We start from the raw sequence: 12,845 nt of genomic DNA, 5'->3' as shown, positions 1-12,845 counted from the left end.
CATCACAATCCTCCCGCCGCCTGCTCACGCAGGGCCCGGGCGTGCTGCTCCAGTGAGAGCAGCTCACCGAAGGTGGCGAAGTACTCGTCCTTGTTGCTGACCGGGTTGATCCGCTGGATCCGGGACTTCAACTCCCGGATCCGGGCGGTGACCGAGCCCCACTGCAGGCGGGCCATGGTGATCGAAACGTACCTCGGGTCGGGCTCGCCGTCGATCCGCAGCGGCTCCACGGCCAACTCACCGACCAGGGCCTGGGCCGCTAGGTCCTCGCAGGCGTCGCGGACCGCCTCCACCCACACCGCGCCGCCGGTCCCGGAGGCGGCACCACCGGCCTGGGCGATGGCCGTACGCACCGCCACGTGCACCGGGTGCCGGTAGTCGGTCGCCTCGATCGCGTCGAACATCGGCCCGGCCAGCACCGGCTCCTGGAGGGCCAGCTTCAGCGCCTCCCGCTCCACCATCGACTGCGGACTGTCCACGCTCGGCTCGCTGCGCGTCGGACGCGTCGGGCCGTCCACCGGTCGACCGGCAGCCGCGGCCATGACGGCCCGCTGCACCGGCTCGATCTCCATGCCGAGGTCACCGGCGAGCTTGCGGACGTATTCCGGGCGTTTTTCCTGGTCTTTGAGCTTGGCCACCAGCGGCGCGGCCCGGCGCATGGCTTCGACCCGACCGTCGACGGTGTCCAGGTCGTACCGGCTGATCACGTGGCGCAGCGCGAAGTCGACCAGCGGCTCGCGGCGCGCGACCAGGTCGCGTACGGCCAGGTCGCCCTTTGCCAGGCGTAGGTCGCAGGGGTCCATGTTGTCGGGGCTGACCGCGATGAAGGTACGCCCGACGAAGCGCTGGTCGTCCTCGAAGGCGCGCAGGGCGGCCTTCTGCCCGGCGGCGTCCCCGTCGAAGGTGAAGATGATCTCCCCGGCCACGGCGTCGGTGTCCAGCAGCAGCCGACGCAGTACGCCGATGTGGTCGCCGCCGAAGGCGGTGCCGCAGGTCGCCACCGCGGTCGGTACCCCGGCCAGGTGGCAGGCCATCACGTCGGTGTACCCCTCGACCACCACCACCCGACCCTGCTTGGCGATCTCCCGCTTGGCCTGGTCGATGCCGTAGAGCACCTGGGACTTCTTGTAGATCGGGGTCTCGGGGGTGTTGAGGTACTTCGGTCCGTCGTCATCGTCGAACAGCTTGCGGGCGCCGAAGCCGATCACATCGCCGGTCAGGTCGCGGATCGGCCAGAGCAGCCGACGCCGGAACCGGTCGATCAGGCTGCCCGAGCGGGCCGGTCGGGACAGCCCGGCGGCTACCAGTTCGTCGTGGCTGAACCCCCGCTGACGCAGATGCCGGGTGAGGGGGTCCCAGCCCTCGGGGGCGAATCCGCAGCCGTACCGTTCGGCGGCGGCCCGGTCGAAGCCCCGCTGGGCGAGGAACTCCCGGGCGGTACGCGCACCGGCCGTGGTGAGTTGGGCGGTGTAGAACTCCACTGCGGCGGCGTGCGCGGCGACCAGCCGCTGCCGCTGTCCCTGCTGGGGTCGCTCCCGGCGGGGGGCGGACCGGTCGTCCTCCACGTACCGCAGTTGCAGCCCGACCCGGGCGGCGAGCCGCTCCACCGCCTCCACGAAGCTCAGATGCTCGGCGTCCATCAGGAACTTGATGGCGTCGCCACCGGCACCGCAGCCGAAGCAGTACCAGACGTTGCGTGCGGGCGAGACGTTGAACGACGGACTCTTCTCGTCGTGGAACGGGCACAACCCCTTCAGGTTGCCCGCCCCCGCCGACTTCAGGGTCACCGTGTCGGAGATCACCTCAGCGATGGAGGCCCGCTCCCGAACCAGCGCGATGTCCTCATCCCGAATCCGCCCCGCCACACCCCCACCCCCTTCTGCCTATCTCCCCCCATCCTCCCCCGCCCACCCCACCCCCACCCACCACCCCCACCCACTCTCCCCCTCACCCACTCTCGCCCCGTCGATCATGAGGTTGACGGCGGACTTGATCTACAAAAGTGCCGCCAACCTCATGATCAACGGGTTGGGAGGGGGTGGGTGGGGGTGGGGGTGGGGGTGGGGTGTTCGTCTAGTTCTACTTGGCGGTTCCAGTCGGGTTTGGTGGCGCGCCAGCCTTCGTCGTCGAAGCCTTGGCGCCAGTAGCCGGAGATGGAGAGGGCCTCGCGGGGGATGGCTCGGTCGACCCGCAGGTAGCGGCGGAGGTCGCGGACGAAGCCTGCCTCGCCGTGGACGAAGGCGTGCACCGTGCCGGGCGGGAACTCCAGTTCCCGGACGGCGGAGACCAGGGCCGCGCCGACCTTGCCTCCGTTGCGGTGCAGCCAGGTCAGGTGGACGTTGCCGGGGCTGGGCAGGGGCTGCTCGTCGGACGGGTTGTCCACCTCGACGAAGACGTGCGCGGGGGCGCCCACCGGCAGCCGGGTCAGGGAGGCGGCGATCGCCGGCAGGGCGCTCTCGTCGCCGACCATCAGGTGCCAGTCGGCCTCCGGGCTGGGGGCGTACGCCCCACCGGGGCCGGTGAACAGCACCTCGTCGCCGGGTCGCAGGGCGGCGGCCCAGGGCCCGGCCAGGCCGGTCTCGCCGTGGTGCACCACGTCGACCGTCATCTGCCCGGTCTCGGCATCCCAGGCCCGCACGGTGTACGCCCGCAGCCGGGGCCAGTGCTCACGCGGCAGTTCACGCTTGATCGCGGCGAGTTCCATCGGGCGCGGATAGTCGACCCCGGGCACCGGGAAGACGATCTTGATGTAGTGGTCGGTGAACTCGCCCACCGGCAGGCCGATCAGCTCAGGTCCCCCGAACACCACTCGGACCACATGCGCGGTGGGTCGTTCGGTGCGTACCACGCGGGCGGCGGTGACTGTCTTCGGGCGCTCGGTCATCTGGTTAGGCTAGCCTCACCCGCCAGAGCCCGACCGGCCGGCGTCAGCCCAGCAGGCGGGCGTGCCAGGCCGACGTCAGCTAGCCAGGCCGGCGCCAGGATCGCAAGCAGCAGGGTCAGGCGACCAGGCGGGTGTGCCAGGCCAGGGCGGCGGGGTCGGTCAGGGAGGCCACCTGGTCGACCACCACCCGCAGCCGGGCTACATCGTCCGGGGCGGCGCGCCACAGGGGGGCGAAGACCGGGTCCAGGGCCTCGGGTGCCCGGTCGGTCAGCATCCTCACCAGGTCGGTGAGGATCTCCCGTTGTCGCTGGTAGCGCCCCTGCGCCCCGGGACGACGCAGCACGTAGCGCAGGGCCATGCCCTTGAGCAGGGCGCACTGGGCCCGCAGCGACCGGGGCACCACCAGGTCGGCCGCGTAGCGGCGGTGCGGCCCGGGGCCGAACCGGGCCGTGGTGGCCGTGACGGCGGTGGCCACGAATCGGCCGGTCAGCATGCTTGTCGTGGCCTTGAGGGCGGCCTGGGCCCGGTGGCTGCCGTCGTAGCCGGCCAGCGGGGCCAGCAGCGGATCGGCTAGCAACTCCGTCAGCACCTGGCCCAGGTAGTCCGGCGGCTCGGCGGAGTAGGTGGCGGCCACGTCGGCGCAGAGGGCGGCCCGCTCGTCGGGGTCGGCCAGCAGCAGATCCAGGGTCAGGTATCCGCCGTGGATGCCGTCCTCCACGTCGTGCACCGAGTACGCGACATCGTCGGCCCAGTCCATCACCTGCGCCTCCAGGCAGCGCCGATCCCCGGTCGGTGCCCCCTGCCGCAGCCAGTCGAAGACCGGCCGGTCGTCGGCGTACACCCCGAATTTGCGCTGACCCGGCCGACGCGGCCAGGGGTACTTGCTGACCGCGTCCAGGCAGGCGCGGGTGAGGTTGAGCCCGACGGAGGTGCCGTCGGCGGCGTACACCTTGGCTTCCAGGCGGGTCAGCACCCGCAGGGTCTGCGCGTTGCCCTCGAAGCCGCCGCAGGCGGCGGCGACCGCGTCCAGGGCGGTTTCGCCGTTGTGTCCGAACGGCGGGTGCCCCAGGTCGTGGGCCAACCCGGCGGTGTCGACGACGTCCGGATCGCAGCCCAGTCGCGCCCCCATCTCCCGGGCGATCTGGGCCACCTCCAGCGAGTGGGTCAGTCGGGTACGCAGGAAGTCGTCCGTGCCGGCCGTGTGCACCTGGGTCTTCGCGGCGAGCCGGCGGAAGGCCGCCGAGTGCAGCACCCGGGCCCGGTCCCGCTCGTACGGTGACCGGTCTCCCCCGGCGTCCTTGACCGGCTCGGACACCCGCCGCTGCGCGTCAGTCCCCACGTGGTGCGAGTACGCAGAACTCGTTGCCCTCCGGGTCGGCGAGCACCGTCCAGTCGCTGCCGTTCTGGCCCACGTCGACATGCCGGGCACCCATGTCGACGAGTCGTTCCACCTCGGCCTCCCGGTCGGCCGGTCGCAGGTCCAGGTGCAGCCGGTTCTTGTTCTCCTTGGCATCGGTCACCGGCACGAAGACGATGCCGGGCAACCGGTCGGCGGCCTGCCGGATCTCCACCTCGTCGGGCTGCTCGGTGACCACCTGGTAGCCGAGCACCTCGGCCCACCAGCGGGCCAACCGGGCCGGATCACGGGCATCGATGGTCAGACTGGTCCAGACACTGGTCATGCCGACACCTCCGACCGGTGACCGGCAAGCCCCGACAGCCCGGTACGCACACTCATCCGGCACCCCTTTGCGACGACGGTCCTCCGGCGAGCCTCAGGTTACGCCCGGCCGCGCCGGACGGCGCGACGACGAACTGCGGCCGAAGGGTTCACATCCTCCGATCAGACTAGAGTTGTCGTCCGATTGCCGACGGTCACGGGATCGCGTTAATCGACATCCACGGGTAGCGTCGCCATCGCGGAACGTCACCTGTTGAGCGGCGACACAACCGGTGGGAGAGAAACGCTCGTGAACGCGGAAACGATGATGGGCACCGAGTTGCAGGGGCTGCGCCGACGTAGGCCCGAAGTGACCGGCACGGTGCTCGCCGGCACGGACGGCCTGTTGATCTCCAGCGACCTGCCGCTTCAGGAGGCCACCTACCTGGCCGCCCTGGCGGCGGCGAGTTACGGCGTCGGCAACCGGATGGCGGCGACCGTCCGGCAGGGCCCCTTCCACGAGTCCGTGGTGCACACCGGGGCGGGTTGTGTGATCACCTATCCGGCCGGTGGGGACGCCCTGTTGACCCTGGTGGCCGCCCCCGGCGCCGACCTGGTCGCGCTGCGCGAGGAGGCGCTGGCGATGGTTGATCGGGCCGGGCCGACCCTGGCCGCCTGCCGCCGATCGACCCCCCTGACGCCGCTGCAGACCGATCCACACACCCCACTGGCCGTGCGTACCCCGATGTCCACCCTGCCAAGCCAGCGTCCCCGCCGGGACCCGCACATCACCTGGCGCCGCCCGCCGATCTGAGCCCGACCGGGTCGGCCGCCGAGCTGGGTCGGCGGACCAGCGCCCGCCGACCCGGGTCGTTCAGCGACTGTCCGAGCCCGCCGTGACCACGGCCGCCCGGCCCGCCTCCAGCCGGGCCACCGGCACCCGGAACGGCGAGCAGGAGACATAGTCCAGTCCTACGGCGTGGAAGAAGTGCACCGAGTCCGGGTCGCCCCCGTGCTCGCCGCACACCCCCAGCTTGAGTCCGGGGCGAGCCGCCCGGCCCTCCTCGGCCGCGATCCGCACCAGTCGACCGATGCCGTCGGCGTCGATCGACTCGAACGGCGAGATGCCGAAGATGCCCAGTTCCAGGTAGCGCCAGAAGAAGGCACCCTCCACGTCGTCGCGGGAGAAGCCCCAGCCCATCTGGGTCAGGTCGTTGGTGCCGAAGGAGAAGAACTCGGCCGCCTCGGCGATCTGCCCGGCGGTCAGGGCCGCCCGGGGCACCTCGATCATCGTGCCGATCAGCACCTCGACATCGCTGCCACCGGCCACCTCGGCGATGATCTTCTCGGCCTCGGCGCGTACGGTCTCCAGTTCCTGAACCGCGCCGACCAGCGGGACCATGATCTCCGGGCAGGCGCGTACCCCCTGGCGGGTGCACTCCACGGCGGCCTCGGTGATCGCCCGGACCTGCATCGCGAACAGGCCGGGGATGACCAGGCCCAGGCGGACCCCGCGCAGCCCCAGCATGGGGTTCTCCTCGTGCATCCGGCGTACCGCGGCCAGCAGGGCCTCCTCCTTGGCCACGTCCTCGCCGCGTTCCTGGGCCACCGCCACGTCGACCGCGAGCTGTTCCAGGGGCGGGAGGAACTCGTGCAGCGGGGGGTCGATCAGCCGGACGGTGACCGGCTGCCCGTCCATCGCCCGGAAGATCTCCACGAAGTCGGCCCGCTGCAGGGGCAGCAGGGCAGCGAGGGCGGCTTCCCGCTCCGGGGCCTCCCGGGCCAGGATCAACCGCTCGACCAGTTCCCGTCGGTCACCGAGGAACATGTGCTCGGTGCGGCACAGCCCGATGCCCTCGGCCCCGAACCGCCGCGCCCGCGCCGCGTCGGCACCGGTGTCGGCGTTGGTGCGTACCGCCAGCCGCCGCCGGGTGTCCGCATGCGACATGATCCGGTGTACGGCCTGGACCAGCGCGTCGTCGGTGGCCTCCGGGTCGAGTTCACCCTCGAAGTACTGCACCACCTCGGAGGGGGTGGCGGGCACCTGACCCAGGTACACCTTGCCGGTGGTGCCGTCGATGGAGACCACCTCCCCCTCGGTGACCGTCCGACCGGCCACCGTGATCCGCCGCTTCGGCACGTCGATGTCCAACTCGTCGGCGCCGGAGACGCAGGTCTTGCCCATCCCCCGGGCCACCACGGCGGCATGGCTGGTCTTGCCGCCCCGGGAGGTGAGGATGCCCTTGGCGGCGATCATGCCGTTCAGGTCGTCCGGGTTGGTCTCCCGGCGGACCAGGATGACGTCCTCACCCTGACCGGCCAACTCGACCGCGCGGGCCGAGGTGAAGACCACCTTGCCGACCGCCGCCCCCGGCGAGGCGCCGATGCCGGTGGCCACCGGCTCGAAGCCGTGGTCGAGCTGGAAACGCGGGAACATCAGCTGGGCCAGTTGGGCCCCGTTGACCCGGTGCAGCGCCTCGTCCAGGTCGATCAGGCCCTCGTCGACCAGTTGACCGGCGATGACGAAGGCGGCGGCGGCCGTACGCTTGCCGACCCGGGTCTGCAGCATCCACAGCTTGCCGCGTTCGATGGTGAACTCGATGTCGCAGAGGTCCTGGTAGTGCCGCTCCAGCCGGGCCATGTAGTCCAGCAGTTCGTCGTAGGCGGGTTTGTTGATCCGCTCCAACTCCTGCAGGGGCACGGTGTTGCGGATGCCGGCGACCACGTCCTCCCCCTGGGCGTTGGCCAGGTAGTCGCCGTAGATGCCCTGGGCCCCGCTGGCCGGGTCACGGGTGAAGGCCACCCCGGTGCCGGAGTCCGGGCCCAGGTTGCCGAAGACCATCGCCACCACGTTGACCGCGGTGCCCAGGTCGGCCGGGATCCGTTCCTGCCGGCGGTAGATCACCGCCCGCTCGGCGTTCCACGAGTCGAAGACCGCCCGGATGGCCAGGTCGAGCTGCTCGCGAGGGTCCTGCGGGAACTCCCGCCCGGTGTGCTTGCTGAAGATCTTTTTGTACGTGTCGACCAGGGCCCGCAGGTCCTCGGCGTCCAGGTCCAGGTCGTCCGTGCTGCCCTTGGCCCGCTTGGCCTCGTCGATGGCGTGCTCGAACTCCTCGCCGGGCACCTCGCAGACGGTCTTGCCGAACATCTGGATCAGTCGCCGGTAGGAGTCCCAGGCGAACCGCTGGTTGCCGTTGGCCTGGGCGGCCAACCCGACGACGCTGCGGTCGTTGAGTCCCACGTTGAGGACGGTCTCCATCATGCCCGGCATGGAGAACTTCGCCCCGGACCGCACCGAGACCAGCAGTGGGTCCTCCGGGTCACCGAGGCGTCGGCCCATGCCCTGCTCCAGGGCGGCCAGGTGGGCGGCGATCTGGTCGGCCAGCCCGGCGGGCTGCTCCCCGCTGGCCAGGTACGCCTTGCACGCCTCGGTGGTGATCGTGAAGCCGGGCGGAACCGGCAGGCCGAGGTGGGTCATCTCGGCCAGGTTGGCACCCTTGCCACCGAGCAGGTCCTTGAGATCCCTGTTGCCCTCGGCGAAGTCGTAGACGTACTTGTGCTCGACCGTTTCCTGCACTGTCACCAGAGCCTCCCACGCGCCCGGACTGACACTTAACGAAGGTTCAGTTTTTTTGTACCCCGAAAGCCCTCACTGGCAATCCGGGTGCTGTGCCGATCGGTGGGCGAAGGCTAAGCGAACAAGGCGCAGCCTGGGGCCATTCGGTGACAATGGGCACAGCAATCACCACTTTCCGCGTTCGTCGGAGTTTCTGGGAACGCTTCCATAAACACGAACAAGCAATTGCGCGCTGCGCCGTACTCTTGACGACACGTACCGTCACCACACCTCGCACCATTGCCATACCCGCCGCGAATACACCCCCTCGGAGCTCTTCGTGTCCCCCCTGCCCGACACCACCCCGAAGCCCCTGGACCCGACCGGGTACGCCGGCCCGCGTACCGCCGGGGAGTTGGCGGGCGCGGCGGAGCGGGCGGCGGCGGCGCTGCTCGCCCCGGCGCCGATCCGGCTGGGCCAGGTGGTGCCCGCCCCCGAGCGGGTAGAGCCCGACCCCGGCGCCGACTACCTGCTGCCCACCGAGGCGGTGATCCGGGTCAGCGCCGACCCGGCCGCCCTGGCCGTCGGTGAGCAACTGGCCGCCCTGCTCCGCCCGGCCACCGGCTACCCCCTGCCGGTCACCGAGATCACCGGGCAACCCCCGGCCGACGGCATCGTCCTGCACCTCACCGGCGAGGCCGACCTGGGCCCCGAGGGCTACCGGCTGGATGTCACCCCCGAGGGGGTACGCCTGCGGGCCGGCACCCCCGCCGGCCTGCATTGCGGGGTGCAGACCCTGCGGCAACTGCTACCCGCCGCCGTGGAGAGCGCCACCCCGGTCACCGACCGGTGGGTGCTGCCCGGCGGGTCGATCCTCGACCGCCCCCGGTACCCCCACCGGGGCGCCATGCTCGATGTGGCCCGGCACTTCTTCGGGGTCCCCGACGTGCTGCGGGTCATCGACCACCTGGCCCGGTACAAGCTCAACCGGTTGCACCTGCACCTCACCGACGACCAGGGTTGGCGGATCGCGATCGACTCCTGGCCCCGGCTGGCCGACCTCGGTGGGGCCACCCAGGTCGGCGGAGGCCCCGGCGGGTACTTCACCCAGGCCGACTACCGGAGGATCGTGGCGTACGCCGCCGCCCGGCACATCACCGTCATCCCCGAGATCGACCTGCCCGGCCACACCAACGCCGCCCTGGTCGCCTACCCGGAACTGGCCCCGGACCGGATCGCACCGCCGCCGTACACCGGCACGGAGGTCGGGTTCAGCTACCTCGACCCGACAAGCGAGCGGACGTACGCCTTCGTCGCCGAGGTCCTCGGCGAAGTCGCCGCCCTCACCCCCGGCCGGTGGCTGCACATCGGCGGCGACGAGGCCTTCAAGGTGCCCGCCGAGGTGTACGCCCGCTTCGTCGAGCGGGTCCAGCGGATCGTGGCCGGGCTGGGCCGGACGGTGATCGGCTGGCACCAGATCGCCCAGGCCGCCCACCTCGACGGGCGGATCCTGCAATGGTGGGGCACCCGCCCCGACGACCCGGTCACCGCCGAGGCGGTACGCCAGGGGGCCCGGATGATCCTCTCCCCCGCCGACCGCACCTACCTGGACATGAAGTACGCCCCGGACACCCCGATCGGACACGACTGGGCCGCCCTGATCGACGCCCACCGGGCGTACGACTGGGACCCGGCCACCCACCTGACCGGGGTACCGCCCGAGGCCGTGCTGGGGGTGGAAGCTCCCCTGTGGACGGAGTCGGTGACCACCCGTACCGAGGTCGAGTTCATGCTCTTCCCCCGGCTACCCGCGATCGCCGAACTGGCCTGGTCGCCCCGATCCGCCCACGACTGGGCCGACTTCCGGCAGCGCCTGGCCGGGCACGGCCCGCGCTGGACGGCGGCCGGGATCGCGTACCACCCCTCGCCCGAGGTGCCCTGGCCGACCCAGCCACCCGTCCCCGCGCCCCGGTCCGCACCGTCGGCCCAAGGCGCGATCCGCTCCGCTCAGGGCTGATCGGTCAGTCGCGCGACGTCCCTCACCATTACGCCGAAACGGCGGGGTCCAGGCCGGCGAGAGACCGCCATTCCGGCGCAACGGAGTCGATCATCGCCGAAACCGAGCGGCGCTTTGGGCGTTTTGTCCCACTAAGTGGTGATCTGGGTCACTGCGGCGGCGGAATGATGCCCCCAGCCCCGTCGTTGTACAGGGGGTAACCGCGACGCCTCCTACGTGGCGCCCCCGGGATGCCGGGCCGGAATGACCGAGGCCCACCCGGCGTTACACATCTTCCGGACATCGTGAGCGGCCCAGCGGGCCCCCGATGCCCGAGCAGGGGCCAGAGCCCTGCATCACGATCTTCCCCCGTACTGCGCGGCCACCGCGACCCCCTTCGCTCGCCGCGTACACCCCCGAACGGAAAGGCGGAACTCATCATGGCTACCACCATCCTGCGGAAGACCGCTCTGACCATCGCCGCTGCCGCCGCCACCGCCGGTGGCATCGCCGCCCCCGCCATCGCCGCCCAGGCCACCCCCGGCGTCATCGCCGCGCACGACCACCAGACCGAACGGCAGCTCGACGTGCGCTACGAGGCCCAGGACACCTTCTACTACTGCGGCCCCGCCGCCACCCGCAACGCCCTGTCCGTCCAGGGCAAGGACATCGACCAGCACGACATGGCCGAACGCATGGGCACCACCGAAGACGGCACCAACTCCATCAACGACATCACCCCCGTGCTGAACAAGGAAACCGGCAAGAACGTCTACAAGTCGGTGGAGATCCCGGACGCCAAGGCCGCCGACAAGCACGCCGACAAGCTGCGCGACGACATCAAGCGCACCGTCGACGACGGCCGCGCCGTAGTCGCCAACATCGCCGGCACCGCCACCGACACCACCGGCACCACCCACAGCTACGAAGGCGGCCACTACATCAGCGTCACCGGCTACCGCGACAACGGCGAGCAGGTCAAGATCGCCGACTCCGCCGACCCCAACAAGGCCGAGTACTGGCTCACCACCGACAACCTCGCCGACTGGATCGCCACCCGCGGCTACAGCGCCACCAGCTGACGATCCACCAGCACGAACGGCAAGGGCCGGCCCCGCACGGGGTCGGCCCTTGCCGTCGTTCAGCTGCGGGCGTCAACTCCGGCAGGCGGCCTCGATGGCGAGGCTGTCCTCGTAAACGTGGTGCCGGACGATCCGGCCATCGGCGACCGTGAGGTGCAGGGCGAAACGAGCGGTGAACCGTCTGCCGGTACGGCGTACCGTCTGGGCGACCTGGCCGAACACCACGGCGTCCGGCCCGTCGACGAGGATGCCGGTGACGGTCGCCTCGGCCTGGCCGGGCACGGTGGCCGCGGCCAGCGTGCGGTGGTGGTCGGCGACGTCCGCACGGGTTGATCGCGGACGGATCCACGGCACGTCGAGGTGCTCGGTGCTCGGCCAGTTGACCTGCCAGTCGACTCGGTCGGCGTACAGCTCGGCGATCCGATCGGGTACCTCACCGGCGACGATGCGGGACAGCAGCGTGTCTACGGTCTGCCGGGTAGCGGACACTTCACGACCTCCAAGGGCAGGGTCAGCGGCGGGTGCGTTCGCGCAGCACCGACGCCGTACGCTCGTCTGCGGGATAGAACGACTCGATGGACAGTTCGGCCAACGTGACGTCCAGTGGCGTGCCGAACGTCGCAATGGTGCTGAGGAAGGCCAGTTCTCCACCGTCGTACCGCAGCCGCAGCGGCACCACGATGTCGCCCGGCCCGGGCAGTTCGACGTCCGGTTCCGGGCCTCCCCCCGGATAGCCACGCAACTCGCCGTCGAGTGCTACCAACTCGGCGTCGCCGGTCAGTTCGACCTGCCGAGCCAGCCGAGCCAGCAGATGCCCCCGCCACTGGCGAAGGTTCGCTATGTGCGGGGCGAGGCCGTCCGGATGCAGGCTCACCCGCAGCACATTCACCGGAGGCGCCAGCAGGTCGGGCGCGACCAGATCGGTGAAGATGGTCAGGCTCTGGTTGGCGTCCACCATCTGCCAACTGCGGTCCACCACCACGGCCGGGTAGGGCTCGTGGCCGGCCAGCACCTGCCGGACGGCGGCGCGGGCCGGGGCCATCCGGGGGGCGGTCAGCGCGGTCTGCGGGTACGCCGGGGCGTAGCCCGCCGCCAACAACAGCCGATTGCGTTCGCGTAGCGGCAGGTCGAGGTGTTCGGCGAGGCGAAGCACCATCTCCCCGCTCGGCCGCGACCGGCCCGTCTCGACGAAGCTCAGATGGCGGGTGGAGATGTCGGCCCGCGCGGCCAACTCCAGTTGACTCAACCGCCGCACCTCCCGCCACCGGCGCAGCGCCGGGCCGACCGAGAGCGCCGGCACGGTGGCGGTCACGGCAGCTCCGGCGGTACCGCGTCCAGCACGGACGGGCGCAGGCTCGATCGACACAGGGGTCGGGCAGGATTCATCAGGTTCCTCGTCCTCGGGCGTCAACGCCAGCGTGCCGTAGCACCCGCGCGGAGTCGATTACCTGCCAGGTAATGCCCGAAGGCCGCCGGTCTGCGCTCAGCCGCCGGAGTCGGCCAGTTCGGCGCCCTCGGGGACGGTGTCGTCGTCGCGGCTGGCCAGCCAGCCGTCGGGCAGGAAGACCTTGCCGGGTGAGTTGGTACGCCCGCGCGGCTGGCCCAGGGTCTCGGTCGGGAACGGCGCGGAACCCGACATACGTACCACCGCTCGGCGACACAAACTT

General features: G+C 71.0%; 10 protein-coding genes and 1 pseudogene. 3 read left to right on the top strand and 8 right to left on the bottom strand.

The features are described from left to right. Positions 1 to 2: 2 nt before the first annotated feature. From dnaG to OIE53_RS00465, 4 genes are all read right to left on the bottom strand, one after another. The gene (dnaG, locus tag OIE53_RS00480) at positions 3 to 1,865 is read right to left on the bottom strand and encodes a DNA primase (RefSeq protein WP_327024559.1); all 1,863 of its coding nucleotides are present in this window, start codon (positions 1,863 to 1,865) and stop codon (positions 3 to 5) included. A gap of 155 nt (positions 1,866 to 2,020) precedes the next feature. Then, complete coding sequence (locus OIE53_RS00475; protein WP_327024558.1) at positions 2,021 to 2,884, bottom strand: siderophore-interacting protein; 864 nt, start codon at positions 2,882 to 2,884, stop codon at positions 2,021 to 2,023. Between the two features lie 115 nt (positions 2,885 to 2,999). After that, on the bottom strand, positions 3,000 to 4,223 hold the full coding sequence (locus OIE53_RS00470) for a deoxyguanosinetriphosphate triphosphohydrolase (protein WP_327024557.1): 1,224 nt from the start codon (positions 4,221 to 4,223) through the stop codon (positions 3,000 to 3,002). Next, positions 4,213 to 4,566 carry a VOC family protein gene (locus tag OIE53_RS00465; protein WP_327024556.1) on the bottom strand — a complete coding sequence of 118 codons (354 nt, stop codon included), beginning with the start codon at positions 4,564 to 4,566 and terminating at the stop codon, positions 4,213 to 4,215. The genes OIE53_RS00470 and OIE53_RS00465 overlap by 11 nt, the downstream gene beginning before the upstream one ends. A 288-nt stretch (positions 4,567 to 4,854) precedes the next feature. Between OIE53_RS00465 and OIE53_RS00460 the strand changes: the two genes are divergently transcribed. Further along, a complete protein-coding gene (locus tag OIE53_RS00460) occupies positions 4,855 to 5,358 on the top strand; it encodes a roadblock/LC7 domain-containing protein (protein ID WP_327024555.1) in 504 nt (167 codons plus the stop codon). A gap of 60 nt (positions 5,359 to 5,418) precedes the next feature. On the opposite strand, the gene ppdK is transcribed toward OIE53_RS00460, so the two are convergent. Further along, positions 5,419 to 8,127, bottom strand: a complete 2,709-nt coding sequence (gene ppdK, locus OIE53_RS00455) for a pyruvate, phosphate dikinase (RefSeq protein WP_327024554.1) — start codon at positions 8,125 to 8,127, stop codon at positions 5,419 to 5,421. Positions 8,128 to 8,440: 313 nt separating this feature from the next. On the opposite strand from ppdK, the gene OIE53_RS00450 reads away from it, so the two are divergent. After that, the gene (locus tag OIE53_RS00450) at positions 8,441 to 10,117 is read left to right on the top strand and encodes a beta-N-acetylhexosaminidase (RefSeq protein WP_442791365.1); all 1,677 of its coding nucleotides are present in this window, start codon (positions 8,441 to 8,443) and stop codon (positions 10,115 to 10,117) included. A 419-nt stretch (positions 10,118 to 10,536) separates the two neighbouring features. Further along, positions 10,537 to 11,178 carry a C39 family peptidase gene (locus OIE53_RS00445; RefSeq protein ID WP_327024553.1) on the top strand — a complete coding sequence of 214 codons (642 nt, stop codon included), beginning with the start codon at positions 10,537 to 10,539 and terminating at the stop codon, positions 11,176 to 11,178. Between the two features lie 72 nt (positions 11,179 to 11,250). Here OIE53_RS00445 and OIE53_RS00440 read toward each other — a convergent pair whose 3' ends face one another. The 3 genes and pseudogenes from OIE53_RS00440 to OIE53_RS00430 form a co-directional block, all read right to left on the bottom strand. Then, entirely contained in the window at positions 11,251 to 11,667 is a 417-nt protein-coding gene (locus tag OIE53_RS00440; RefSeq protein WP_327024552.1) for a nuclear transport factor 2 family protein, read from the bottom strand. A gap of 22 nt (positions 11,668 to 11,689) precedes the next feature. Then, entirely contained in the window at positions 11,690 to 12,490 is an 801-nt protein-coding gene (locus tag OIE53_RS00435) for a helix-turn-helix domain-containing protein (RefSeq protein WP_327024551.1), read from the bottom strand. A 171-nt stretch (positions 12,491 to 12,661) separates the two neighbouring features. After that, positions 12,662 to 12,805 (bottom strand): annotated as a pseudogene (locus OIE53_RS00430) (tRNA dihydrouridine synthase DusB); the annotation flags it as partial. Positions 12,806 to 12,845 lie beyond the last annotated feature (40 nt).

Origin of the sequence: Micromonospora sp. NBC_01739, assembly GCF_035920385.1 — a bacterium.
Lineage (GTDB): Bacteria > Actinomycetota > Actinomycetes > Mycobacteriales > Micromonosporaceae > Micromonospora.
This window is presented reverse-complemented; position numbering and strand designations above follow the sequence as displayed.

Coding starts and splice junctions, on each gene's coding strand:
- OIE53_RS00475 (WP_327024558.1), bottom strand. CDS start 2,884: ATGACCGAGCGCCCGAAGACAGTCACCGCCGCCCGCGTGGTACGCACC.
- OIE53_RS00465 (WP_327024556.1), bottom strand. CDS start 4,566: ATGACCAGTGTCTGGACCAGTCTGACCATCGATGCCCGTGATCCGGCC.
- OIE53_RS00445 (WP_327024553.1), top strand. CDS start 10,537: ATGGCTACCACCATCCTGCGGAAGACCGCTCTGACCATCGCCGCTGCC.